This is a genomic window from Lysinibacillus irui, from assembly GCF_028877475.1.
GTDB lineage: Bacteria > Bacillota > Bacilli > Bacillales_A > Planococcaceae > Lysinibacillus > Lysinibacillus irui.
In genome coordinates, this window is the sequence record NZ_CP113527.1 from 2013436 (window position 1) to 2037870 (window position 24435).

Annotated in this window: 28 protein-coding genes and 1 pseudogene; 21 read left to right on the top strand and 8 right to left on the bottom strand. The window is 35.8% G+C overall.

All coding sequences use genetic code 11. The features are described from left to right. Window positions 1-1132: 1132 nt before the first annotated feature. Entirely contained in the window at window positions 1133-1666 is a 534-nt protein-coding gene (locus tag OU989_RS10020) for a gamma-type small acid-soluble spore protein (RefSeq protein ID WP_274796997.1), read from the bottom strand. 470 nt (window positions 1667-2136) lie between these two features. On the opposite strand from OU989_RS10020, the gene OU989_RS10025 reads away from it, so the two are divergent. Beyond that, complete coding sequence (locus OU989_RS10025) at window positions 2137-3033, top strand: TetR/AcrR family transcriptional regulator (protein ID WP_274796998.1); 897 nt, start codon at window positions 2137-2139, stop codon at window positions 3031-3033. Between the two features lie 322 nt (window positions 3034-3355). Here OU989_RS10025 and OU989_RS10030 read toward each other — a convergent pair whose 3' ends face one another. Further along, window positions 3356-4009 (bottom strand): FusB/FusC family EF-G-binding protein, encoded by a 654-nt coding sequence (locus OU989_RS10030; protein ID WP_274796999.1) that lies wholly within the window; start codon window positions 4007-4009, stop codon window positions 3356-3358. A 591-nt stretch (window positions 4010-4600) separates the two neighbouring features. Between OU989_RS10030 and OU989_RS10035 the strand changes: the two genes are divergently transcribed. The 6 genes and pseudogenes from OU989_RS10035 to OU989_RS10060 all read left to right on the top strand — a co-directional run. Then, window positions 4601-5134 carry a hypothetical protein gene (locus OU989_RS10035; RefSeq protein WP_274797002.1) on the top strand — a complete coding sequence of 178 codons (534 nt, stop codon included), beginning with the start codon at window positions 4601-4603 and terminating at the stop codon, window positions 5132-5134. Between the two features lie 185 nt (window positions 5135-5319). Then, on the top strand, window positions 5320-6669 hold the full coding sequence (locus tag OU989_RS10040; RefSeq protein WP_274797315.1) for an arsenic transporter: 1350 nt from the start codon (window positions 5320-5322) through the stop codon (window positions 6667-6669). A gap of 13 nt (window positions 6670-6682) precedes the next feature. Continuing rightward, a complete protein-coding gene (locus OU989_RS10045; protein ID WP_274797003.1) occupies window positions 6683-7360 on the top strand; it encodes a DUF2642 domain-containing protein in 678 nt (225 codons plus the stop codon). Window positions 7361-7746: 386 nt separating this feature from the next. Next, window positions 7747-9012, top strand: coding sequence for an S-adenosylmethionine decarboxylase related protein (locus OU989_RS10050; RefSeq protein ID WP_274797004.1), 1266 nt, complete (start codon window positions 7747-7749; stop codon window positions 9010-9012). A gap of 449 nt (window positions 9013-9461) precedes the next feature. Next, complete coding sequence (locus OU989_RS10055; protein ID WP_274797005.1) at window positions 9462-10109, top strand: class I SAM-dependent methyltransferase; 648 nt, start codon at window positions 9462-9464, stop codon at window positions 10107-10109. Further along, window positions 10110-10394: pseudogene (locus OU989_RS10060) on the top strand (HD domain-containing protein); the annotation flags it as partial. 224 nt (window positions 10395-10618) lie between these two features. Here the strand turns inward: OU989_RS10060 and OU989_RS10065 are convergent. Beyond that, entirely contained in the window at window positions 10619-10954 is a 336-nt protein-coding gene (locus OU989_RS10065; protein WP_274797006.1) for a hypothetical protein, read from the bottom strand. Window positions 10955-11193: 239 nt separating this feature from the next. Here OU989_RS10065 and OU989_RS10070 point away from each other — a divergent pair, with 239 nt between their 5' ends. The 6 genes from OU989_RS10070 to OU989_RS10095 all read left to right on the top strand — a co-directional run bounded on the left by OU989_RS10070 (window position 11194) and on the right by OU989_RS10095 (window position 14354). Continuing rightward, the gene (locus OU989_RS10070; RefSeq protein WP_274797007.1) at window positions 11194-11592 is read left to right on the top strand and encodes a MarR family winged helix-turn-helix transcriptional regulator; all 399 of its coding nucleotides are present in this window, start codon (window positions 11194-11196) and stop codon (window positions 11590-11592) included. Beyond that, window positions 11592-11939 (top strand): DUF3147 family protein, encoded by a 348-nt coding sequence (locus tag OU989_RS10075; RefSeq protein ID WP_205443261.1) that lies wholly within the window; start codon window positions 11592-11594, stop codon window positions 11937-11939. Before OU989_RS10070 ends, OU989_RS10075 begins: the two co-directional genes overlap by 1 nt. Before the next feature lie 16 nt (window positions 11940-11955). Then, on the top strand, window positions 11956-12441 hold the full coding sequence (locus tag OU989_RS10080; protein ID WP_274797008.1) for a GNAT family N-acetyltransferase: 486 nt from the start codon (window positions 11956-11958) through the stop codon (window positions 12439-12441). 47 nt (window positions 12442-12488) lie between these two features. Beyond that, window positions 12489-12953: a hypothetical protein gene (locus tag OU989_RS10085; RefSeq protein WP_274797009.1), complete on the top strand. Its 465-nt coding sequence runs from the start codon at window positions 12489-12491 to the stop codon at window positions 12951-12953. 134 nt (window positions 12954-13087) lie between these two features. Then, window positions 13088-13594: a hypothetical protein gene (locus OU989_RS10090; protein ID WP_274797010.1), complete on the top strand. Its 507-nt coding sequence runs from the start codon at window positions 13088-13090 to the stop codon at window positions 13592-13594. A gap of 313 nt (window positions 13595-13907) precedes the next feature. Continuing rightward, a complete protein-coding gene (locus OU989_RS10095; RefSeq protein ID WP_274797011.1) occupies window positions 13908-14354 on the top strand; it encodes a DUF6241 domain-containing protein in 447 nt (148 codons plus the stop codon). 63 nt (window positions 14355-14417) lie between these two features. On the opposite strand, the gene OU989_RS10100 is transcribed toward OU989_RS10095, so the two are convergent. Next, window positions 14418-14900, bottom strand: coding sequence for a hypothetical protein (locus tag OU989_RS10100; protein WP_274797012.1), 483 nt, complete (start codon window positions 14898-14900; stop codon window positions 14418-14420). A gap of 134 nt (window positions 14901-15034) precedes the next feature. On the opposite strand from OU989_RS10100, the gene OU989_RS10105 reads away from it, so the two are divergent. From OU989_RS10105 to thrS, 3 genes are all read left to right on the top strand, one after another. Further along, entirely contained in the window at window positions 15035-15634 is a 600-nt protein-coding gene (locus OU989_RS10105; protein WP_274797013.1) for a hypothetical protein, read from the top strand. A 12-nt stretch (window positions 15635-15646) separates the two neighbouring features. Further along, window positions 15647-16003, top strand: coding sequence for a hypothetical protein (locus OU989_RS10110; RefSeq protein WP_274797014.1), 357 nt, complete (start codon window positions 15647-15649; stop codon window positions 16001-16003). Between the two features lie 723 nt (window positions 16004-16726). Continuing rightward, window positions 16727-18643 carry a threonine--tRNA ligase gene (gene thrS / locus OU989_RS10115; protein WP_274797015.1) on the top strand — a complete coding sequence of 639 codons (1917 nt, stop codon included), beginning with the start codon at window positions 16727-16729 and terminating at the stop codon, window positions 18641-18643. 128 nt (window positions 18644-18771) lie between these two features. On the opposite strand, the gene OU989_RS10120 is transcribed toward thrS, so the two are convergent. After that, window positions 18772-19245: a hypothetical protein gene (locus tag OU989_RS10120; protein ID WP_274797016.1), complete on the bottom strand. Its 474-nt coding sequence runs from the start codon at window positions 19243-19245 to the stop codon at window positions 18772-18774. A gap of 162 nt (window positions 19246-19407) precedes the next feature. Continuing rightward, window positions 19408-19578 (bottom strand): aspartyl-phosphate phosphatase Spo0E family protein, encoded by a 171-nt coding sequence (locus OU989_RS10125; RefSeq protein WP_004230265.1) that lies wholly within the window; start codon window positions 19576-19578, stop codon window positions 19408-19410. Window positions 19579-20099: 521 nt separating this feature from the next. On the opposite strand from OU989_RS10125, the gene OU989_RS10130 reads away from it, so the two are divergent. Next, window positions 20100-20624 carry a hypothetical protein gene (locus OU989_RS10130; protein ID WP_274797017.1) on the top strand — a complete coding sequence of 175 codons (525 nt, stop codon included), beginning with the start codon at window positions 20100-20102 and terminating at the stop codon, window positions 20622-20624. Between the two features lie 25 nt (window positions 20625-20649). Then, window positions 20650-21207 (top strand): histidine phosphatase family protein, encoded by a 558-nt coding sequence (locus OU989_RS10135; protein ID WP_274797019.1) that lies wholly within the window; start codon window positions 20650-20652, stop codon window positions 21205-21207. Window positions 21208-21254: 47 nt separating this feature from the next. Here OU989_RS10135 and OU989_RS10140 read toward each other — a convergent pair whose 3' ends face one another. Then, window positions 21255-21806: a GNAT family N-acetyltransferase gene (locus tag OU989_RS10140; protein ID WP_274797021.1), complete on the bottom strand. Its 552-nt coding sequence runs from the start codon at window positions 21804-21806 to the stop codon at window positions 21255-21257. A gap of 192 nt (window positions 21807-21998) precedes the next feature. On the opposite strand from OU989_RS10140, the gene OU989_RS10145 reads away from it, so the two are divergent. The 3 genes from OU989_RS10145 to OU989_RS10155 are packed head-to-tail and all read left to right on the top strand — an operon-like array spanning window position 21999 to window position 23500. Continuing rightward, entirely contained in the window at window positions 21999-22583 is a 585-nt protein-coding gene (locus OU989_RS10145; protein ID WP_274797022.1) for an SMI1/KNR4 family protein, read from the top strand. Next, the gene (locus tag OU989_RS10150) at window positions 22584-23081 is read left to right on the top strand and encodes a GNAT family N-acetyltransferase (protein WP_274797023.1); all 498 of its coding nucleotides are present in this window, start codon (window positions 22584-22586) and stop codon (window positions 23079-23081) included. It begins immediately after the preceding gene. Further along, the gene (locus OU989_RS10155) at window positions 23069-23500 is read left to right on the top strand and encodes a GNAT family N-acetyltransferase (protein WP_274797024.1); all 432 of its coding nucleotides are present in this window, start codon (window positions 23069-23071) and stop codon (window positions 23498-23500) included. The genes OU989_RS10150 and OU989_RS10155 overlap by 13 nt, the downstream gene beginning before the upstream one ends. Window positions 23501-23514: 14 nt before the next feature. On the opposite strand, the gene OU989_RS10160 is transcribed toward OU989_RS10155, so the two are convergent. Next, window positions 23515-24252 (bottom strand): class I SAM-dependent methyltransferase, encoded by a 738-nt coding sequence (locus OU989_RS10160; protein WP_274797025.1) that lies wholly within the window; start codon window positions 24250-24252, stop codon window positions 23515-23517. Window positions 24253-24435: the final 183 nt, after the last annotated feature.

The window sequence follows — 24435 nt, forward strand, 5'->3', positions numbered from 1 at the left end:
GAATAAAGTAACGATAAAAGGGTCACCCGGGATAGTGGTGACCCTAAGTAAAAATTCGGGAGGTCTCAAGTTAAACCAGTTTAGCTTAACACTATTATTTATATGCTAAGTACACTTGGGATTTATAGTTTATTGCCCTTTGATAAAAAATGGTCAAGTAATCACACCTTTAAATGCATCTGATGTTCTTACTTTAAGAAATATTGATGACAGCCCAAAACCTTTATTCAATGGAAATGTAGGCATTCCGGCTGTTATCAGCACGTCTATTGTTATTTTAAGATTAGTGTAAGGGTTTTATAGTAGATCTAGAGTATGGGTCTAGAAGAGGTAAAGCTCAATTATTTTAGATTAAAACTTCTCGACGTATTTACCAAAATAAAAGAGGTATCTATTTTACTCCTCATTAGATATACCATGTAATTGTAAAGCTATTATAAGTTGCTTAAAGTTATTTAAGTTGATGTCGTTTCAGTAGGTGGTAAGCAAGATTATGTGATCAAAATACTTGATTTACGAGGAAATACAGAATAATATTGGAATATTTGGATAGGTATGAAACAAATGGACGGGAATATCGTTAATGTATTAAACGAGGTTATTTTGGGAGTGTGGAATGGACCATAAGTTAATGTGTAAATATTTATCGTACATAGTTTATTTTGTAATAGGACTTATTTTAACTTATTGTATGCAATGGGTAACAGTGCTTTTTATGGGCAGTGTAAGGTTTACAGCTGCAGATAGTTATCCAGGAGATTTGAGTACTCTTTCTTTAGTTGTATGGAGTTTTTTGTTTTCAATAAGTCATTTTGTAGTTTTGACAATATTTTCTTTTTTATATAAATTTCTAGTATCTGTTTTTAAAATTAAGTTTCAAACCAAAATTGCGTTGATGTTTCATGCTTTTGTTACAGGCTGTTTAATAATGTATTTTATAAATGTTTTTTTACACTAAGTATCCTCTTTGGTGGATGCTTTTTAGTTGTGTCAAAAAGGATGAAAAGGACCAATATACGAATCGGATTCGATCATGAAGAAACGACGATACATGTACTTCAAAGGATTGTGCATACTTTTAATAGGAGTTCCTTGGAAACAAAAAAACCGGCAGTGGTTGCCGGTTGTGGAGCTATTGATTATTTGTATTATTTTCGTTTGCAAAACGACCAGAAGCAAATTTTTTGTTCGCTTCCGCTTGTTGGATTTGTTGTCTGATTTGATTTACATCAGTTTCTCTCCCAAATTCAACGTTCATGGAATTCATTGCATTTCTTGAACCAGAAGCTTGTTGTTTGTTCGCTTCTGCTTGTTGGATTTGTTGTCGAACCTGATTCACATCAGTTTCACTACCAAATTCAACGTTCATGGAATTCATTGCATTTCTTGAACCAGAAGCTTGTTGTTTCTTCGCTTCCGCTTGTTGGATTTGTTGTCGAACCTGATTCACATCAGTTTCACTACCAAATTCAACGTTCATGGAATTCATTGCATTCCTTGAACCAGAAGCTTGTTGTTTGTTCGCTTCCGCTTGTTGAATTTGTTGTCTAACTTGGTTCACATCAGTCTCATTCCCGAATTCAACATTCATTGAATTCATTGCATTTGGCGTTGCATTAGGAATTTTAGAGCTGAAGTTTTGGTTGTTGTTATTATTTTTTGCCATTGAAAATCACCTCCTGAAAATTAGTTTGACCAGAAGGTGCTTTAGTATCCGTAAATTTTAAAAAAACTTGGTCGAAGTAAATGGCAGGTAGATTTCTTCTAAATGACTACCTCATATGGAAAATTAACCAAAACTTACAGTGAGGAAGCGATTTTTATGAAATTTGGAAGGAAAATAGCTTCAAATTTGTTGATCATTTATTTTTTCGTTTTTTTAGCATATCGACTATCTTTTCATTCTCATCTACATTCAATTATATAGTTTGTGGCATAGGGATGATTATGGCAATTATTCTACATATGTATTTTAAATGTACTAATCAAAATAATTAATTCCATTAAATGATGAAATGAGGGAAGATGCAATTCCGTAAGGTATGATAGATCAATTAAAACTTACATACATAGAGGATGTTGTGAAATACAATTTTACTAGTATAATTGGAATAGGTTTGGAGATTGGAGAAATGTATGAAAGATCGTAAACAAGTAGTCATCGAATCAACAATACAGTTATTTACGGAAAAAGGTTATCAACATACCTCTGTGCAAGATATTTTAGATAGAGCCAATATTTCAAAAGGGACATTTTATAATTATTTTTCATCAAAGAATGAATGTTTGAAGGCTGTTTTAGAACAAAATCGGCGAGAGAGGGATGTTTTAAAAGAGGAAATTCTTGTTGGACAGAAAATGAATGATGTCGAAATTTTGGTTGATCAGTTAATGGCTTCATTAAGAATTAAGGAAAAATATAATTTAATGCCATTATTTCGTGAAATCTCTTTTTTACATGATGAAGAGTTACAAAAAATTCTTGCGGATCATCGTTTCCATGAAATCACATGGTTAAAAAATAGATTGTATGATATTTATGGCGAGGACGGAAAGCCTTATTACTATGAATGTGCCGTGATATTTTTCGGTACATTTCAATACTTGTCTTTTTACTGGAATTTAGCAACGAATACGACGATCGATATCAAAAAGGTAATCTGTAGATCATTAAGATATGTAGAAAATTTCCTTCCAGAGATGATAGCATGTGGTGAGGTTTTTTTAGATCCAAAAGATATGTATTTGATCGAAAGTGAATTCGAAACCAAGATGGTAACGAAAGACATGATACTAGAGAAGTTGGGGAAGTTTGATAAAAACATGTCGACTGTCGAGCTTCCCCAACAATCCATCGAACTAACTTCTTTGCTTTTAGAAGAAATGGGTCGGGAAAAGCCTAGGATTAGTGTGTTAGAAATTATGCTAAAACCATTTCGTAATGCATTTACTGACACAATCTATACTGTCGAGGCTGAAGAGATAGCCAATATTTTTTGGCTCTATATAAAAATGCAAAAAAATAGATCGTGATGAAAGATGAATGCACTTAAAACAATTTAGGATGTCTAATGTGGGGAGTCATAAGGCTTCTTTATTCAGTTGAGATTAAGTGTAGAGAATGGCTGGTTACCAGTGATAGCTATATATATGATCCTATTTGTGCTTTATCACAATAAATTACAATTTACAGGATTTTATGAAGGTCCAAACCAGCAAAAGCTACCACATTCAATATCAGTCACTTTCCTTATGACCTTTCCTGCATTATTTATCGCTACACGCATAGTTGAACCTATGACCATACAAAAGGCAGAAATGTTGCATACACAACATTTCTGCCTTTATTAATTCGCTATTTTTGTGTAATACGTTCGAAAAATTCGTGAGTTCTGTCCATATCTGTGACATGCTCATTACATGTTTTACTATCGGCGCAAATGTAATTACTATGGTTGGTAAATGTGCCTACCACTTGGCCTTTAATGGACGTTGTAAATAAGCCGACATCTGAATGACGATTACAGATGGCGCATATACCACGCACAGTGTTGTTGGCAAATATGCCCTTAATGCCTTTTAGCTGTCCATTTTGTTCAAGAACAACATATTTACGATGTGTTCCTGGATCATCCCAAGCAAGATAGCAAATTTGTTGAAAATCCAGTTCTTCTAAATTTGGTAACTTTAGCTTTTTTTCTTTTTTAAATAGAGCCTTTAGCGTGCTGGCTGTCACTGGCTTGAACGGGATGACATATGGTTTTAATTGTTCTAAAAATGCATCTCCCTGCGCACGATCTGTCACAGCAAATAGCTGTTCAATTAATTTTAATTCCTCGGCGGAAAGCTCTAATTTAGTTGTAATTTCAGTATCAACAAGCCCACGTACGGCAAGAATAACATTTTTATCCTTTGTTGTCGTAAGGGCATGTAAAATTTTATTTAACTGTTGTTCTAGTAAATGATAATTTGCGACCGTTAAAAACGGCTGAATTGTTTGGTTTTCCATTTGAAATCTCTCCTGATTCTTAGGCTATTTTGTTAATCTATGGCCTAAAGAGATCATTCAATTTTATGTTATTCGTATAACTTAAACTAGACCTCTTTGACCTAAAGAAGTCGTTCTAGAGCAAGCATTACAAGTGAATGCTATCATTTCGATCCCTCCTTTAAAGATAACATTGATTATATAAGGTTTATTTAAGATTACATAATAAATTGAATTTAACGAGGACCCATAAACTACCCATCTTCATTTTTAGCTTTTTCTTCAATGATTTGGATCTTATAAGTACCTCTCTTTATATATTACCATGTGTATGACTTATTTGCTTTTTAAAAATCTACTTCGCGCAAAGGAATGTCATATCCCTTTATTTATTTTAACAAATTTTAACCAGAAACTCGATAATGAAATTGCTTTTTTATTGAAGCAATTAAAGACAGCGTTGATAACTACACCATTGCCAAAATGGATGTGAGAAATATGAACTGGTAAGGGAGTTCAAAGTATATTTTTACCTACTTAGGCATTTCCAATAAGGTATTTATCGGAGCACACATATAGATAGCAAGACAATAAAAATAGGAGGCTAAAATAATGAACAGAAATCTGCTTATTTCATTAGTTGACAAAGTTGTTAGGGTTGATAGGGGAGGTCCAGAATCGCGTATTGGCAAGTTATTGACAGCAGGTGAGGATCATTTTGTTTTACTAACAGAAAAAGACGGTATTGTTTATTATAAAACGCAGCACATAAAAAGTATTACGGTCAATTCAAGAGATGGAATGGAATTTAAAGTTGAAGATCCAGAAGATGATTCCTACTTACTCCCAACTAATTTTAAAACAGTTGTTAGTAATTTTCTACATCAATGGGTTAAAGTAAATCGTGGTGGACCAGAAATGCTAGAGGGCATAATGGAAGAGGTCACTGATGATTATATTACCATTTTTTCAAAAGATGAAATTATCCGCCTTGCCATGTATCACGTTCGTAATATTAGTTTAGGTACTAGTAAAAAAGAAGAGGAAAATAAAAATGAAGGAAATAATGAAACAACAAACAATAATACTACCAACAATAATAGCGTAAACAATAAGGGAAGAAATGCAAGAAATCGAAAAAGATAATACTCTTTTGTACAAAGCCTAGCTAAAGAAAGGAGGAAGGAATGTGATTATGCTCCTTTACTTCTCTATCGTTGGTGGATTATTTTATAAATTATTTCTTAGGAAACCTGACGAACGTAGCAAAGAAATTACAATCAATCCTACCACATCAACCATTACTAAACATAAGGCGGCTGATGTGAATGTTGGATAGTTCAATTACTATCATGTTGGTTGTTTTTATTTTAACTATAATATTCATGCTGTGGAGACCATTTGGAATAAATGAAACTATTCCAACAACGATCGGTGCAGTGATTGTGTTGATGACAGGTATTGTATCTTGGAACGATGTCCTAGGGATATTGGGTATTGTCAGTGGTCCATCACTGACAATACTTTCAACGATCATGATGTCAATTGTACTTGAAAGTATAGGATTCTTTCGTTGGATTGCTTATAACATCGTCATTAAATCCAAGGAATCTGGTATTAGACTATACGTGTATATTATTTTGCTATGTTTTTTAATGACTATGCTTTTTAATAATGATGGAAGTATTCTCATTACAACGCCCATAATTATACACATAGTCAAGCTCCTTCGTTTTAAACCTCATCAAGCATTACCCTATTTAATTTCAGGTGCACTTATTGCCACAGCTGCTAGTGCACCTATTGCTGTAAGTAATATCTCTAATCTGATTGCATTAGAGATTGTTGGTCTTAGTTTAAATAGTTATGTGGAAATGGTATTTATTCCATCAATGATTGGTATCATAACTATTACGTTTTTATTATATTTCTATTTTAAACGATCTATCCCTAAAAGAACTAAGGCTCTACCAATCAATGTTAATACAAATGAACAGCTCTTGTATTCGCATCCGCTAGATATTCGTACAGACTATGTAACGATCGATTGGAAAATGTTTAGAATATGCTTAATTATCGTTGTAGCAACAAGGGCAAGTTTCTTTGCACTATCCCCATTAGGTATTCCAATAGAATGGATTGGTTTATTTGGTGCTGCCATTTTAATTACAGTTAGATGGCTTAGAATGAGAACAGGACTAACAGATATCATTAAAAATTCGCCATGGTATATTTTTTTATTCGCATTTAATATGTATGTGCTTGTGTATGGTCTTAAAAATGTGGGACTGAATGATATTATCATAAAAACTTTTAAGACATCAGTAGAACATGATATTTTAAACGCAGCCATGATTATGGGGCTATTATCTACATTCCTGTCAAATGTCTTTAACAATCTTCCTACAGTGATGATCGGTACATTGTCCATAATGGAGATGGGACTTGACCCTTTATACTTACAAGTAGCTTATTTAGCAAATGTGATAGGTAGTGATATTGGTGCATTATTAACCCCAATTGGTACATTAGCAACGCTCATTTGGATGTTTATTTTAAAAAGACATGGAATCCTTATTACTTGGGGAAATTATTTAAAAGTTACAATCCTTGTTGTTCCAATTGGGTTAATTGTAAGCTTATTTAGTCTATATTTATGGGTTGCCTTAATTTTTGAATAGAGGAGGGGAGACTTTGAAGAATTTGATTCAAGATTTTGATAAAGAAATCGTTAAATTAGAAGTAACAGGGAAAAAAATACTCAAAGGAATCATAATTGATAGCAGTAGTGAATTAGTTGTTTTATTTAACGGTAAAGAATTTTTTTATATTCCTTTTAATCACATTCATGAGATAAAAATAGATGATGTTAATGAAGATGGACTTAAAATTCCTTCATCTATAACACAGGATAAAATATTTAACGATTCAAATGAAGAAATGACGTTTGCAAAAGTTCTAACAAAATCTTTAGGGACATTTTTAGAAATTCAGGTGTTAAATAATCAGCCATTCCATGGATATATCTCCAGTATTTTAAATGATTATATTGTATTTCAATCTCCCGTTTACAAAAAAATGTATATTCCCATTAAACATATAAAAACAATCGTACCTTATAGTCACCAACAGAAGCCGTATCAACTAACAGATGATGAATTTTTAATTACTGCATGTAACGAACATTTCCCAAGTACTTTTGAGGCTCAAATTGGAAATTTAAGAAATAAACTTATAGTATTAAACTTAAGTGAAAAAAACAATTTTACAGGGAAAATAACTGAAATAAAAGGTTCAATTATCCAATTTCAAACTGCTAAGGATATCGTCTATTATAATCTCCAACATATAAAAACTATTCATACTCCATGATGCTTCATTGTTTTTTGTAGGATAAATACAATAGTTTTTATGCAATTGAATTCAATCATATCAAAATAAGAATAATATAAGAGTAAAAAAACAAACGAGAGATAATTTTTCTTGGACTACACAAAATTTTGTATTCTGTGTGGTCTTTTGTATTTTATTTTATCAATGCATTAGGTTTATACATTTAGATAATGTAACAGGTCAATAGACTCACAGCACTATAATGGGAAATTGATTAAGGTAATATGATGCGATAATTACATAGGCATGCATTAATTAAGCTATTTAACGAAAGTGAATGTTTTATTGAAATTAGTTGTTTCATACAAGCATACTCATTCGAAAATTCATAAGCTATGTTAATTATAAGAAAAGGATGTAATGCCGTGGAACAACTTAACCAATATTCTATCACTATCCTTGGAAGTAAGGGCGGTGTTGCTAAGTCAATACTATCTATTCTTAATCATTCCGCTATAGATAAAAACGATCCTATCCATCATGTTATTACAAGTTCGAAACTATTTCTAATAGATATCGAACAAAATCCATTAGATTATTATGATACTTTGTTTCCACATTTAAATGATAAAATTACCCTCTTACAATTTGACCTAAGTGACACAGCTAAGTTTACTGAACATCTACAATCAACAAACACAAAATTAGTTATTGATGTATCCTGGGCTGATACAATTGACATGCTACAATGCTGTAATAAACTGGGTGTTCATTATATTAACTCCGCTTTAGAAAATACTGCGGTAGATCTGGATGAGAGTTTATATGGTTTCCCCTTGACTGAACGCTATTATCGATTTGAAGATATAAAAGAAACACTTACTAATACAAGAGCGATTATTGGCTCAGGTATGAACCCGGGAGTCGTTCAATGGATGGCATTTAAGTTATTGGAAGATCATGCTGATAACAAACCATTAGCTTGTTACATTATTGAACATGACAGCTCTTTCTATAAAGACAAAACGCTTATTCAGCCTAAAACTATTTATTCTACTTGGTCTGTTGAATGTTTTCTGGATGAAGCAATTTTAAGCTATCCAATGTTTGTCCACCACCATTTACCATTATACTTATACGATGACGTCTATGCTTCTGAATTTAAGGTGAAATTGGGGGAAAAGGAATTTTACGGTTGTCTTATGCCTCATGAAGAAGTACTGACATTAGGTGAAATATATGATTTTGAAATAGGATTTATCTATCGAGTCAATGAATATACAACCGAATTAATTAGAAAAAATCTAGATAATGTAGATGATCTTTGGGATTGGAAGCAAAAACTGATTGACCCATCTGATGGAGAGGTGGAAGGAGAGGACCTTGTTGGTGTTCTATTAGTATACAGTGATAAGGAAATTTATATGTATAACTCGATGAAAAGTAGTGATATATTCCCAAAATATAAAACTAGCGCAACTTACTTTCAAGTAGCTTGTGGAATATATGCAGGGACTGCGAGTTTAATGTTAGATAATGTTCCTTTAGGTGTATACTATGTCGATGAATTATTATTAAATACACAAAGTGATTATGGAAAATACTTGAACTATTATATGCAGAATTTCGTCTATGGTGAAAATAACAGTTCGGATGGTTTATTACATCAAAGGATGAAGAGAATTGAATAATCACTAACATACAAATGATACGCTAGCCAAGATAAATAATCTTGTCTAGCATATTTTATAAATTATTTAAAGTTTACCTTTTGGAGAATATAACATTGAATTTGAAAAAAATACTACATACAAATGCAATTTTCTTTTACTTACTTTGTATGAAATTGCTCCAGATTAATAAGGCCAAGTTATGAACAAGACTGCTCTTATTAAAGTGGTCAATAAAAAAATAGCGACCAAAAATGATGCAATATCCAATTACAAATTGAATGAACTCTAAAGGGCTACTTCAATCATTTGATAAATGATAAAGTTCGAATTATTTTCTGAATTGTTCGATATACAAAAAATTGGTATAATAGCATGAATTGGTTAAAGAAGGGAGCGTTTTTTATGAAGCAGACTACAAATCGTACAATAACAAAGGCTTGGAGAATTTATCAATTGTAGGAGGCACTATGATATTAAATAAACAGGGATTCGATTTATGGGCGGATGATTATGATCAAACCGTTCAGCTAAGTGAGGAAAACAATCAATATCCATTTGCAGGCTATAAGGCGATATTAAATAAAATTTTTAACGAAGTAATGGACGTTCCAGCTTCGACTGTTTTAGATATAGGCTTTGGAACAGGCATTTTAACTGCCAAGCTTTATGAGCATGGCCATAAGATCAATGGCTTCGATTTTTCTTCTAACATGATAGCTATTGCGAAAGAAAAAATGCCACAGGCTAATTTAATCGAGTGGGATTTAACGAAAGGGTTACCTACCGTGCTGTTGCAGCAGTCATATGATGCCGTTATTAGTACCTATGCGCTCCATCATTTTACAGATGAGCAAAAGGTGTCGTATATTACCCAATTATTAGAGCATCTAAAGCCCAATGGTAAAATGTTAATTGGCGATGTTGCCTTTAACACAAGGGAGCAGCTAGAACAATGTCGACTGGATAGCAAAGGCTATTGGGATGATGATGAATTTTATTTTGTCCACGAGGAGCTACAAGCTTTATTGCAGGATAGTTGTCAGCTAACATTTGATCCGATATCACACTGTGGTGGAGTTTTTGTCATCACAAACCATGTTAAGGACAATGGTTAAATGCTGATTACAGATGCACTGTATGGATCATTCGAAATTGATGGTGTGCTAGAAGAACTTATTTTAAGCGAGCGAGTGCAACGATTAAAAGGAATTCATCAGGCTGGAGCGAGCTTTCTAGTCAACAGCAAGTGGAATATTTCGAGATTTGAGCATTCGATAGGTGTTATGCTACTGATCAAAAAGTTTGGGGGATCAGTGGAGGAGCAAATTGCGGCCCTATTACATGATGTATCCCATACTGTTTTTTCTCATGAACATGTTGAAGTATGCGAGAATCAAGAGAGTTTTGATTTTCATTTCGGAATAAGGTACGTTTAATTGATCCATTTGTTTATCACGAACAGCAATTATGGAAGGCAAACGAACTATCAGACAATGTAAAATATATGAATACCCAAGCGATTGACAGGTTTAAGAAGGGTGTTTATGTGAAGATTATCAACAGGTAGACGAATTTTCGATCTACTAAAAAAGGGGCTGTCATATGGCAGCTCCTTTTTCAACTTTTAAGCGAACATCGATAGTATATATTTGCCAGATAGCATAAATACGGCATAGACAGCGAGTGCGCTCATGACCGAAATACTTGGCTTCAACCAATTCGTTAATAAAAAGACAAGTACGGTAAATAACAACATACCGACCGCGCCAAATACTGTATTTTGTAAGACGGTATGAAAGGTATCTTCTTTCATATTTTTCATTTGCATCCCCATATTGATGAGCGTCAGAATCGGTAATGCGGTAATAATGCCTGACAAAAATAAGTATTTTGATTGGCTAAGTAGCAGCGCCAGTACCATGATTGTGCCACCAACTAGAAAATAGAGAAAGTATAACATTGGATGCCCTCGATTAAATTCAGAATAGGGTAATAATAATGTAGAAAGTTGATGATGACAAGTACCTATTTCACATCGTTAGCAAGATACGCAGAAAGATAGATGATTATGAAAAATAGATAGAAATTTTAAGAAGGTTGTTGGGGAACTGTCTGAAAATAAAAACTTTAAGGATGTCTCTTTCGTTATGTCGTATTATACGATATAATCGTGTGGAACGATATAAAGGAGTCTAGACGATGATTAAAGATATAAATGACTATTTTACAACGATTTTCTATCATCTACATACAACACATGAGGATGTCATTTCCCATCAAAGCGTCCGTATTTTACAGATGATTCAAAAGGAGGCGGAAGTAACAGTACGTGATATTGCTGGATTACTAAATATTTCTCCCAATACAGCGTCAGAGCATATTAAAAAGCTGGAGCGCCATGGCTGGGTGACAAAGGAGCGGGCGAGTGATGATCAACGGAAAGTTATTCTTCATTTAACCCCAGAAGGGCTACAGGTGCTGAAGAAAAACTCCGAATTAGATGAGGACAAGCTACAGCAGGCACTTCTTCAGCTAACTGAACAGGAACAGCAAGCTATCCTACAGGCATTTAGACGCCTAAGTGAGGTGGCGAAATAATGTATACATTTTTTAAAATTCTTAGCTCGGCGGCGATTATTGGTGTTGTAACCGAGGTAGCACGAAGATTTCCAACCTATGGTGGCATCATTGCCGCATTGCCGTTGGTGAGTATTTTAAGTATTATTTGGCTGACGGTGCAAAGTGAGTCGAGCGAGCATATTCAGCGTTTTACAGTAGGAGTCATCGTTGGCCTGCCAGCAACAATGTGCATGCTTTTTGTGATATACATGGCGATGAAATCCTCAATGCATATCGTCCTTGCTATTGGTCTAGGTGTGCTGTCATGGGCAGTGTTCCTAGGCATTCAAAAGGCGATTGCAGGTGTTTTTCATATTTCGATTTAAAAAAGGGGTTCTAAACATGACATTGACAAAAATTCACCAATTACCCCAACATGAGGTGCTTCATTTTTTTGAGGAGCATTGGGGCAGTACAGAAATGGTCATTTCCAGTGGGATCTATGACTGCAGTCAATTAGAAGGCTTTGCTTTTTTGGATGAGCAGCGAGCGATCATTGGATTGATTACCTATATTATGCGCGAAGAGGACTGTGAAATTATATCATTGGATAGTACAGTTGAGGGGAGAGGCATTGGTTCAGCGCTTGTAAAAGCTGTAGAGCAAGAAGCTGTTGGACAAGGTTGTACAAGCATTTCTCTTATCACAACGAACGATAACTTACATGCCTTGAAATTTTATCAAAAACGAGGCTATTATTTACTCGAAATATTGCGCAATGCAGTCGAACAGGCGAGAGCCTATAAGCCTTCTATCCCTTTCATTGGTAATGATGGTATCCCGATACGAGATGAAATACGTTTACAAAAACAACTTGACTATCAATAGGTCAGGTTGTTTTTGTTATACTGATGAAAGAGAAAGAGAGGGAAAGTATGAAAAAATTACTATTTATTTTTGTATTGAGTGTACTTGTGGTCGGTGCCGTTTTTATGATTTATCTCAAAAGTAATCCGCCACTTGTCATTCAAAGCTATACAAGCAAACAGGACAATGAGGCAGTCAAAATAATAGCGCTTGAAAATAAAGGGCTACGTGAAATTAAACTCAAACAACTTCTTGTGAACGATAAGCTCCCAGACAGCGTAGAGCTTGTCATTAGTAAGTCCGAACCATTTGAGGTAGAAACAAAACTAGAGGGAAATAGCCAAATGTCTTTTCATAAATTATCACAGCGCATAATTTTACCAAGTCGATACATAGATCAACAAGCGATTGGCAAGCAGCCTCAGCATTATGCTGTTCAAGTTCAAGCTTCTGACATTAAGAAAGTAACGATTCACTATGAGTATTTAAAAATACCTTTTACACTAACAGCCGAGCTTCAAGCGGGGAAATAAGGATAAGCGAAGCAAATTTTGTCTTATCCTTTATGCCCGTGTCTATTTCTAAGATTGTTTGATGAAAAGCACCTATCTCTCCTAAATCATGGTAATATTTTAGTAACAGCAATCTTGATACTAGGAGGGACCTAATGGCATTTATCATTTTTGGTATAGTACTATTTATCTGTATTATCACTGTGACGTTAGTGTTAATGAAAAAGCTTTCGAACAATGATATTATGCTTGACGTGACAGCCACTTGTAATGGGAGAAATGAAGACAATCAAACGATAATGAAAATATATTTTATGTATTCAATTGGTCGGGTTGCCAGTCGAAGACGAGAAATAATAGGTAGTATTGAATGGTCTGAAGGTTGGTTGCCAGTTAGCTACAATTTAAAAGAGAACGGTGCTTATCATGAAGAGCGGCTTCTATTTGCAACAACTGAGCAATCCTATTGTACTTTTGACATCAATGCAGCAAAGGCAATTGATGAACAGGGGCGGGGAGAGGGCTATGTAGTTCTTGTGCTGGAAAGTCCGACCCATTCTAATATATCGAGAGCGGGGGTTGTTCTCGCGGTCACAGCCAATATGGTCACATATCAATTATCTGACTCAACGAGCTGGCACAATGATGTTGTAGTCAATTAGCTTAGCTATCCAATGTCTTAGGGCAATGGAAAATACGTTGACGTATCCTTAAAAAAGACAACTAGCAGAAGATTTGAGGCTACTCAGAACGAACCATCGCTTGAGCATTTATGAAATTGGAGCCTTTATTCGAGTTATGGCAAAAATCTATGCTATTGCAAACTACCAAACTCTCATGCATACAAGCATCAACAAATGCTTTGCAGCGTGAATAGACAATTCATAACGTCTCCTACATATGTAGGGGACTTTTTGTGTTTCTATTGTTTGGACGTAATAAATTTGCGATAATTTTTAAAGAGGTGGTTTAAAATTGAAAAAAAGTTATATTTGGGGTGTTCTTTTTGTAGCTGTAGTGTTGAGTATAGGTGTTGCGTTTTGGATAAATGATAAAGAAACAGAGTCCATTGTTGAAGATGATGGGGAAGAATCACTTAAGGAAACGGATTTATCTTGGGTAGACGGTGTTCATGCCGCTATGCTTGATGATTGGCAAAGTGGAGATAAAACGTTTGATGAACGTTTAGTGCAAGAAGTGATGTTAGATATGACACACCAAAAGGTTGATACGCATGTAGAAGAAGGTACAATGGAGATAACAGCGGAACGAATTGATCATTTGATGCAGATAACAGAAGAAGAGGAAGCCGTCTTTTTTCATAATGAAACATATATTGATATATTAAAACGTTGGAAAGAAAATGATTTTTCAACAGTTGAGGATGACCATCAACTACTCCATTCTCTTTATGATCGATGATTTAATTACGCTAATACAGCTTTTGTCCTTATATAGAGGCACTTACACTTGAGTAAGTGCCTTTTATTTTGTTGCATTTACTAAAATACTAAAAAAATCACTATCGTTTACAATGGCATAATTTTCTCGATTATTAACAATATGCAGCGACTTTTTGTCTGAAATAAGATACATTGTATAACCTGTATTTAATGAAATCGTTATTCGGTAATCGTACTCAATGGGGTCTATTGTTGTTTTAGCAAATTTTGCATTCTGAAAAGCTTGTATAAGCTTTTTTTGCGTTTCTTCTGGAATTTCAATTCGTGTAAATATATCTTTTTTATCTGTATCAATGGTATGAACGGTTATAGTCTGCTTTTCCACATTAAAATCAGCGTTTGCTAATATATCCTTTGCGGAGTATTCAGTGTTCTCCAGTACGTCTGTTGTAGAGTTGTTATTTTTCATAACATCTGTTGTAGAATCGCTTTGGTCTTTTTTTACAATTAAAAAACCAACAGTGATAATGATAAGGAAAGACAAGATCATGATGATTTTTTTCATATAGACCCCCCTTTTTTAATTAACTGAATTATAGCAATTTTGGTACTTGAAAGTAAAATTAGGCTGTTTATGGAACCAAATGGTGGGAATATCGTATAGAAAGAAGAAGGATCGTAGGATGGAGGAGGAGTTGGATGTCTAAAATGCCAAGCAAGGGCTACGACGACCCAAGGCTAGAAGAAATAGACGAAGAAATTTGTGTACTGTTGCAACTACGGAAAGAGCAATTCAGTCATACCCCAGGTTTCCCCACTGATGAAACCATCACGGAATGGGCGCAAAAGTATGGCCTTGATGACTTATTTTTAACCATGCTCTTTAGTTTAATAAGATCAGAAAAATACTATCAAGCAAAGGTAGAACCTACAGGCTTTCTTCAATATATTCCCGTATTACAGACAGTTGAAGCGGGAGAACGGTTATATACAGTTTCCTATATTCGCCAATACGAAAATGCAAGTGTGGTCCAGCTATTAATTGACTGGGATGCGCAACAAGACGCTACTCAGCGTATTCATGAAAAATTGGACTGCAAATATTTAAAGTTGTTTATAGATGATCATTACGAATGTCGGAATACGGGTGCGAGCGGCTCGGATGGGCATGAAAGCAATAAGTTTGTGGTGACACCACCCTTACCAGATGACATCCAAGGACTCGACTTCGTGTTTACAGAATATCATGATGTTTTTGAAGAAAAGCCAACAGGATTTACTGTCACTATACATTGTTAGGGGGAAGGCTTGTTGAAAAAATGGATACTTCCACTGGTCCTGTTTATCCTTTTAGCAGGCTGTCAAAGTGAAGAACAAGAGATTCATTACATTGCTAAAAGTGAACATTGGAAAGCGATCTATCATAATAATACCGAGGAAGGCTTACGTTTATATTATCTGGGTGACTCCCATGATTTGGGGCCTTTACAAATTACAATTGAAGGAACAAAAATCACTCAATCGTTGGATGATGCACATTTAAATAAAGAGGGATATTATTCATTCACGAAAAAAGAGAGTGAGAAAATGTTTAAACGTGATGCGAAACCTATAATTCATATGAAATGGCAAACTAAAAGCGAGACTTTAGAAGTGAAAAATCATTAAGAGATAACAAAAATGTGCGAATTGAGCAACGGGGAAATGTAGTGGTCGTGAATAAAGATTAGCGGAACCAAAATACTCCACTTGTGAACGTTATGTCATTTATGATGATACCTTTTATAGTTTTATTTTTCACATGCTGTAATGAGTTGAAAGAGGAAATATGTGATGATCTGCATTGCCGCTACTGTGTACAGCGGCCTGATTACACACTGCCTAGCAATCGTTAATTTTTTCAAATCAGTGTTTGACAAAAAATCCACTATTCGTTATAGTAATTAACAATTTCATGCAAGATGAAATGGGCAATGATAAGGACAAGAGATTTAATCAACCATTTTCAGAGAGGGAGGCAATCGCTGCAAGCTTCCTAATGTCGTGATTTCTTCTTACTACCTTGGAGCCGTGCTTGGAAACTTGCACCGTTTTTTGCAACGTTACAGCAAAATCAATGAGCCGCTAGCAAATAAACTAGTGGGAATTTGGGTGGAACCACGGGTAATAACACATACTCGTCCCTTTGTTGGGGCGAATATGTGTTTTTTTTATTTTGATTCAGCAATTGTTTTTATTTCGAAAACATAGCGACAACGGAATCAAGATAAACGCTCAGGCTGGTGTCATGGATGAATTTTGGAGAGAGCTTTTCGAGCAAACTCCAAAAATCTAGACAGAAACAATGCCGAGGCGCATATTATTACATTTTTACTAAAAGGAGTAGAGAACATGTCAAATCAAGTTATTCACATTCAATTTCCAGATGGTCAACAGCAAGTATTTACGAAAGGCGTGACACTAACCGATATTGCGCAGGCAATTCGTCCCGAGCTTCGTAAAAAGGCAGTGGCAGGAAGTGTTAATGGAACCATCGTTGATTTGACGCACCCGATTATGGAAGATGCTCAAGTTACATTGTACGATGCAAGCTCGAAGGAAGGGATCGAGGTTATTCGCCATTCTACGGCCCATTTATTAGCGCAAGCAATTAAGCGACTATACCCACATGCACAATTTGGGGTAGGACCAGTCATTGAAAACGGCTTTTATTATGATATAGATATTGCCAACACATTAACACCAAATGATTTGCAGCAAATTGAGAAAAAGATGAAACAAATTGCGCAGGAAAATATCCAAATTCACAGGCGTGAAGTATCTCGGGAGGAAGCACAGCGGCTATTTGCACACGATGCGTTGAAGCTAGAGCTAATTGAGGCTATTCCGGTAGATGAAGCGGTAACGATTTATGAGCAGGGAGAGTTTTACGATTTATGTCGAGGCCCACATGTCCCAACTACAGGTAAATTGCAGCACTTTAAATTAATGCATGTGTCAGGAGCTTATTGGCGAGGTGACAGCAGTAAGCCAATGCTTCAGCGCATTTACGGTGTAGCCTTTGCTACAAAAGAAGAGCTGCACAACCATTTTGTCTTTTTAGAGGAAGCGGAAAAGCGTAATCATCGCAAGCTTGGTAAAGAGCTATCCTTATTTATGTTTTCAGAAGAAGCGCCTGGCATGCCATTTTATTTAGCAAACGGTCAAATTTTGCGCAATGAGCTGGAATCCTATTTGCGACATTTACAAGCGAAATATGATTATAGGGAAGTAAGGACACCACTAATGATGAATCAGCGCCTCTGGGAGCAGTCGGGCCATTGGGATCATTATAAGGATCAAATGTATTTTACACAGGTGGATGATCAAAGCTTTGCCTTAAAGCCAATGAACTGCCCAGGACATATGCTCATTTTTAAAAACAGCCTCCATTCCTATAGAGACTTACCAATTCGCATGGCTGAATTTGGGCAAGTACATCGACATGAATTTAGTGGAGCCTTAAATGGTTTATTACGTGTCCGATCATTTTGTCAGGATGATGCCCATATTTTTGCAACACCACAGCAAATTGAGGATGAAATTGCGCTGGCATTAAAGATTATTGACGAGGTGTACAACGTATTTGGTTTCCGCTATACAATAGAATTATCGACACGACCAGATGATTATATGGGCGATTTGGCACTATGGGATCAAGCAGAAGCGGCACTAGAGAACGTGCTAACAAATTTGGGTATTGCCTATACAATCAATGAGGGCGATGGCGCTTTTTATGGACCAAAAATTGACATTCATATTAAAGATGCAATTCAGCGCAGCCATCAATGTGCAACAGTACAGCTCGATTTCCAACTGCCAGAGAAGTTTGATTTAACATATATTAATGAACACAATGAAAAAGTAAGACCTGTTGTTATCCATCGAGCGGTATTTGGCTCGATTGATCGCTTCTTAGGCATTCTTATTGAGCATTTTGGAGGAGCATTCCCAACTTGGCTAGCACCACAGCAAGTACAAGTTATTAATGTTGCAGAAGTGCATCATGACTATGCCAAACAAGTAGTAGAAGTATTACAAGAGCAAGAAATTCGTGTGCAATTAGATGACCGCCAAGAAAAGCTTGGGAAAAAGATACGTGAAGCACAGCTACAAAAAATTCCGTATATTCTTGTCATTGGAGATCGTGAGGTTGAGAACCAACGAGTGGCTGTTCGTAGACATGGTCAGCAAAATTCCGTTGAGCAATCACTACAGCAACTAATAGATGACATCACAGGAGCTATTCAAGAAAAAAGGTTATCTTAATTCCACTGTAGAAAAAAAAGCTTGCTTTGAATGTACGTGTTCAAAGCAAGCTTTTCAATTTTTAGAAAAATTTTATTTCTATTTTTTTGAAATGACTACTAGAATCTACGTGATGTGCATACAATGAATTAAAGGTCCTTGGAACTTTCTAGAAAATGTGAATGTCCAAGTATTACTTCTTGTGTTTCAGCGTCGATGACAAGAAATTTTTGATAGGACTCATCGGTATTGTGCTGAAAGGATGCTAAAAAATAAACTTGTCGATTGGGATGAATAAAAGTATGTTGAGAGAGGTCGATTGTTTCCTGATTACTATTTGTTTGTAAATAAAAGTTTTGTGTCGCATTTTCTACATCTCTAAAAGCCATTTTTTGACGAATATTCAATGAAGCATTAGCATATTCCTCATAAATTGTACGATTAAGCTGCTGATAAAATTCGTCCTCATCACGAAACGATTGAAATTGGTTGTTTGGATATTGATATAGTGTATTGATTTCAGTTGGTGTGCAAAGTGTGGGTGTTGTTTGGTCTACTGAATGTTGAGGTGGCAATAATATTTTAGAAACAACCATAAAAGTTAAGATGAATACTTGCATCATTCAACCTCCAAATGTCTTCTTAAGAAAAACATCGCCTACTTTTACTGTATCTATACATTTCGGCTTGATGAATGAATGCATGCATGAAAGATAAAACCAGCCAAAAAACTTGTCTGGCTTTATCTCAATCTATTCTTTCTTCTATATAGATGCCTCGTTTGATTAGGAAGCTTGAGCTTGTTTTAAATATCTATTAAGTAGGACATCCAATTCTTGACTGTAATCTACTACAATAGGGTGGGTGAAACCAAGATCCTTTGCCTTTTTATACATAATTCTTCGTTTGATCTCAATTTCCGCCTTCAAGAATTGTTTAAGTAATAAGTTTACCAAGATATTTTCCTCCTAATTTTTTATCCATATTCCTGAAATTAATTTCTCATGACCTCGATTCAACTTTTTCATTGTATATCACTTATATTAAAAAAAATGTCATATTGTGTATCGTTTAGCAAATTCGTAATTTAGTCACATGTAGGGACCTTTATCCTGTTTAATAAAATGAAATGTTTTTTATAATGTTGAATAAAATGGTCTATTTAATTCCCTTTTTATAGAAAATTATACCATGCTTAAAACCCTATTCATTGACTTGATAGGGTTATTTGCTTGCTTTTATTTAGAAAAAATTAAGTGAAAAAAAAGAAGGTATTGATCCTTTTATACTATGAAAATAGTTGTGAATAGAAATTGAATTTTCCGATAATTTATCCTGTGATTTTTATCTTGTCACATTTTAGCAAATTCCCTTTTATGTTGTTTAGAATTGTGGACATTTCATTATGTATGGTGAAATGTTGAGAATTTTTGAAATTAATGGAATAATAAAAGATAGATTTGAGGTGATGAAGTGTATGGTGAAAAAGCTAGTTTATGTTGCAGTTATTGCAAGTTTACTAGCAGCATGTGAAGCGAAAGAACCCGCTCAACAACCTACCATTGATGCTGACATCGTCAAGACAGCTGCGACTGACTTTAGTTATGTAGCCAATTTACCATCAGAAAAAAAGGAGCACTATCAGACGTTCTTAAATGACGGCGATATAGCAGTTTTGCAAACCTTTTCGCCAGAGGAGATGGTACTGATAATGCTCGATTTAGTGCACGAAACACGAATAGATGCATTATATGCAATTACTTACCAAAATAGTGCAACTCCTACAAAAGAAAAGTTTGAACAGCAATATATGGATTTACGGGCATATGATTTGTTAGAAACCCATCTAATGTTTCGTTATTATGATCAAGTAGCTATTAATGAAGCGAGCACCCCAGATAGGCAGGTTGTTCAACTGGAAATTTCCGCGAGTAATCACAACTTCGCAAAAACCTTTGCTCTTCAAAGGCAAGATGGTATTTGGAAGATTCTTTTATTTTGATAACAGGGGAGATGAAAAGAATAGGATGACTGTTATGTATTTTGTAAGACATGCTCATGCACATTATTCAGTGGATGAATATCACCGACCTCTCTCGACGCAAGGGATAAAGGATGCGGAGCGTGTTACAAAATTATTTAAAGAGAAACAAATTGAAGCAATCTATGCTAGTCCATATCGTCGAGCAATTCAAACAGTGGAGGGCATTGCGCATGCTCATCATCTACCCATACAAACCGTGGATGCTTTAAAAGAACGGCAGCTTTCAAGTGGAGAGATGACGGATTTTCATGCAGCTATTCAGCGAGTGTGGCAGGAGCCAAGCTTTGCGTGGGAGGGTGGGGAGTCAAATGAACAGGCGACGGCACGTGCTGTCGAGAGCTTGCAATCCATCATTCTTACCCATCCACAGGAGAGCCTTGTTTTAGGGACACATGGCAATATCATGGTATTGATGATGCAATACTTTGATGCCCGCTATGATTACGCATTTTGGCAGCAGCTTACGATGCCGGATATTTATAAACTAACATTCCAAGGTTTAGCACTACAGCAAGTAACACGCATATGGCAAGAGGAATAAAAAAAGAGATACTACAGCAACCATAGTATCTCTCTTGTAGTTATTGGTTAATTTTTCTCCCATTCCGAGCGTAATAAGCCAAACAATAAGATGTCATGAAATGTACCGAAGCGAAAAATTTCTTGGCGTAAAGTACCTTCTTTTGTGAAGCCGCATTTTTCATAGGAGCGAATAGCTGCCTGATTAAAGCTAAAAACTTGAAGCTTGATTTTTTGTACAGCGATGTATTGGAAAATAAAATCTATGAGTGTTTTCATTGCATCAGTCCCATATCCTTTGCCTTGCCACGCTTTTCCGATTGCAATGCCTACAGAGCAAGTACTGTTTTGCCAGTTGACGGAAAAAACACCGCAGGAGCCAATCAGTTGATGGGAGTCCTTTTCATAAATGCCAAAAAAGAATTCCTCCTTTTTTCCACTTATACTATGAAAGAATGCAGTGTGATCCTCTTTCGTTTGAGGAAAGGGAATATCATCATTGGCAAGAAGCAATGTAGTTATTTCACTTTCGTTGGCTACGAAGGCTTTTAAATCAGTAGAATCCATTTGCTGTAGCATAACTGATTGACCAGTTAGAAATGTGTTGACATAGTGTTCCATTTGTTATTCTCCCTTGTATCAGGGCTGCAAGTAGCGTTACAACCCTTTGATTGTTGATAAAACTTTAACGTCTACTGCATTGAACGAACTCATAGGCACAACTCCTTCTTCATGAATACTTCCATAGTAGCATGACGGAATAGTAAAAGTATATTAATGTAAAAAATAAGTTTAATAGAAAGAGGGATTAAAATGCGTACTAGCTATTTTCAACGTTTACTCCAACACTTACCTGAAGAGGAACAACGACAATTAGAGCGTGCAACTGGTGCAACAGATACACAAATTCAGGCATTGCTTGAAGTTTTTCCGGATTGTCCGCAGTCCTTACTAGCATTACTTCAGGATGTCAATGGTACCTATTATTGTAAGCATGGTCAAGAAACAATCTGTGTTCTTGTCCTAGGTTCCGATTTAGGTGACTACCCGTATTATCTGAAATCCGTTGAGCAAATCATTGAAGATTATCATGACAATCGAGAATCAATATATGAACGTTATCAAGAGTTTTTGGAGTATGTCGAAGTCGACGGAAAAATCAATATGCATGTGCCATTAAATGAACGATTATGCTTTGCCGATTGCATGAATAATGGTGGAACATCTAGCCTGTTTCTTGATTTTTCACCAAATGAAGCGGGACAAGTAGGGCAAGTGGTTCGTTATGTGCATGATCCAGATAGCTTTGAGGTCATTGCCTCCTCCTTTGATGATTACTTACAGCAGCTTCAAGAAGGGGACTACGAATTTACAGCTATTTACGAGGAGGAGTACTAAATGTCCATGAAGCTTATGTTCTATGAGGATAGTGCGCAATCTTTAATAGAAGAATATACAATAACAGATGAGCAGCTCCGCTATACAAAGTCACCACAGGAAAATATTGAACTCGCTAGGCAGGATCACAGTCGGCATGCTATTTTAGCCATGGATGGAGACAAGCTGGTAACCTTTTTTGTGCTACATGAAAAAGACGGGGTCAAGCCTTACACTTCTAATGATAAGGCATTGTTAATCCGTTCATTTTCTACTGATTATTACGAGCAGGGTAAAGGCTATGCCAAGAAGGCACTGCAATTGTTACCTGATTTTGTGCGGCAGCATTTCCCTCATATAAATGAGCTTGTGCTAGGTGTAAATGTACCAAATAAAGCGGCGCAAGCCCTTTATACAAAGTGCGGATTTGTGGATGAGGGAAGACGGGTCATGGGATTTCGAGATGAGATTAAGGTGATGAGCTATTCCATGAAGGATGATGATAAATGCAAAATATAATAGAAGCAGGAATGGAGCACTTACAGGTACTTTGTGCGATTGATCAAGAAGTAATTGGCGATCAATCAAGAAGCCATGAAATTCAACAAGCTATTAAAGAGCAACGCTGCCTTTTGTATCAAGCTAATAAGGATGCTGCGGGTTTTCTACTATTTAATAACGACTTTTTTGGTCATAGCTTTATTTCTTTAGTGATTGTCAAGCCTTCCGAGCGGAGAAAAGGGGTGGCGACTAGCTTAATGCGTGCATATTTGGAAGTCGCGAGGACACCAAAGGTATTTTCTTCTACTAATCAATCCAATACAAGCATGCAGCAAGTATTTCAAGCCTTAGGGTTTATTAAAAGTGGCTTTATTGACAACTTAGATGAAGGGGATCCAGAAATTATTTATGTAAAAAAAGCCTCACCACAGGAGTAGGGTGAGGCTTTTACTTATTTTTTAGCTTTTATAAATAAAAAGGACGGACGGCGTAGCTCCTTTTCAAGGGAAGGAAGCTGAAGGATAGCTTCTTTGCTAGGAAGAGGTTCGACTATTTTCTCAATGGTTAACCCGTGGGCAATCAATGTATTGATCATCGTCGCAATGGTACGATGATATTTGACAACCCCTTCCACGAGCCATGTCTGCTCACGCAAGCCCTCTTCATGATAATGATCGATTGCATAGTGAAGACGATTATGCTCGTTATCATAAATCCAATTATCCTCCATTGCTTGACGAGCTGTAGCAATCGGATGCTCGACAGAAAAAACAAAAACACCGTTAGGACGTAGCATTCGAGCTATTCGGTCAATAACCGCATCGAAGTCTTTAACATAATGAAGGGAAAGGGAGCTTGTTATACAATCAAAGCTATTGGAAGGTGCTTCATAATCCTCGATTGCTTGTAGCTGATAGTCAATTTGCGGATGGGCATGCTCTTGTTTCGCCATTGCCAACATATTACTAGAAACATCCAGTGCGGTCACATGCTTGGCCTGATGGTCGATACAATATTTGGCGAACTCACCCATACCACAGCCGATATCGAGAATGTCGCTATTCGTTAATGGTGGTAGTAAAGATTTCATTGTGGGCTGCTCCAACAGACGATTATAATTCAATTCCTTTTGCCTTAATGCTTTGTATTGATGGAAAAATATCGGATTATCATAAATATTTTGTTTCATGGAAAACCTCCAATTTGTGAAACATAACGTTATGTCAATTGTGCGCATCATTATTTTCCCATGGGAGGCAAAAAAGAAATAGACTTTTTTTGCAATTTTTTGTAGGATGTAGATAGAGGCATATCACTTTTTCTATTACCATCTATTTACAGTTAGATGATTTTTTGTTATGCTCTACGTCCT

Excerpts from the sequence above, each read along its gene's own strand:
- OU989_RS10155 (WP_274797024.1), top strand. The coding sequence starts at position 23,069 with ATGCAAAATATAATAGAAGCAGGAATGGAGCACTTACAGGTACTTTGT.
- OU989_RS10100 (WP_274797012.1), bottom strand. The coding sequence starts at position 14,900 with ATGAAAAAAATCATCATGATCTTGTCTTTCCTTATCATTATCACTGTT.
- OU989_RS10055 (WP_274797005.1), top strand. The coding sequence starts at position 9,462 with ATGATATTAAATAAACAGGGATTCGATTTATGGGCGGATGATTATGAT.
- OU989_RS10035 (WP_274797002.1), top strand. The coding sequence starts at position 4,601 with ATGAACAGAAATCTGCTTATTTCATTAGTTGACAAAGTTGTTAGGGTT.
- OU989_RS10065 (WP_274797006.1), bottom strand. The coding sequence starts at position 10,954 with ATGTTATACTTTCTCTATTTTCTAGTTGGTGGCACAATCATGGTACTG.
- OU989_RS10090 (WP_274797010.1), top strand. The coding sequence starts at position 13,088 with ATGGCATTTATCATTTTTGGTATAGTACTATTTATCTGTATTATCACT.
- OU989_RS10080 (WP_274797008.1), top strand. The coding sequence starts at position 11,956 with ATGACATTGACAAAAATTCACCAATTACCCCAACATGAGGTGCTTCAT.
- thrS (WP_274797015.1), top strand. The coding sequence starts at position 16,727 with ATGTCAAATCAAGTTATTCACATTCAATTTCCAGATGGTCAACAGCAA.
- OU989_RS10145 (WP_274797022.1), top strand. The coding sequence starts at position 21,999 with ATGCGTACTAGCTATTTTCAACGTTTACTCCAACACTTACCTGAAGAG.
- OU989_RS10120 (WP_274797016.1), bottom strand. The coding sequence starts at position 19,245 with ATGATGCAAGTATTCATCTTAACTTTTATGGTTGTTTCTAAAATATTA.
- OU989_RS10025 (WP_274796998.1), top strand. The coding sequence starts at position 2,137 with ATGAAAGATCGTAAACAAGTAGTCATCGAATCAACAATACAGTTATTT.
- OU989_RS10105 (WP_274797013.1), top strand. The coding sequence starts at position 15,035 with ATGTCTAAAATGCCAAGCAAGGGCTACGACGACCCAAGGCTAGAAGAA.
- OU989_RS10030 (WP_274796999.1), bottom strand. The coding sequence starts at position 4,009 with ATGGAAAACCAAACAATTCAGCCGTTTTTAACGGTCGCAAATTATCAT.
- OU989_RS10020 (WP_274796997.1), bottom strand. The coding sequence starts at position 1,666 with ATGGCAAAAAATAATAACAACAACCAAAACTTCAGCTCTAAAATTCCT.
- OU989_RS10075 (WP_205443261.1), top strand. The coding sequence starts at position 11,592 with ATGTATACATTTTTTAAAATTCTTAGCTCGGCGGCGATTATTGGTGTT.
- OU989_RS10085 (WP_274797009.1), top strand. The coding sequence starts at position 12,489 with ATGAAAAAATTACTATTTATTTTTGTATTGAGTGTACTTGTGGTCGGT.
- OU989_RS10130 (WP_274797017.1), top strand. The coding sequence starts at position 20,100 with ATGGTGAAAAAGCTAGTTTATGTTGCAGTTATTGCAAGTTTACTAGCA.
- OU989_RS10140 (WP_274797021.1), bottom strand. The coding sequence starts at position 21,806 with ATGGAACACTATGTCAACACATTTCTAACTGGTCAATCAGTTATGCTA.
- OU989_RS10150 (WP_274797023.1), top strand. The coding sequence starts at position 22,584 with ATGTCCATGAAGCTTATGTTCTATGAGGATAGTGCGCAATCTTTAATA.
- OU989_RS10135 (WP_274797019.1), top strand. The coding sequence starts at position 20,650 with ATGACTGTTATGTATTTTGTAAGACATGCTCATGCACATTATTCAGTG.
- OU989_RS10160 (WP_274797025.1), bottom strand. The coding sequence starts at position 24,252 with ATGAAACAAAATATTTATGATAATCCGATATTTTTCCATCAATACAAA.
- OU989_RS10070 (WP_274797007.1), top strand. The coding sequence starts at position 11,194 with ATGATTAAAGATATAAATGACTATTTTACAACGATTTTCTATCATCTA.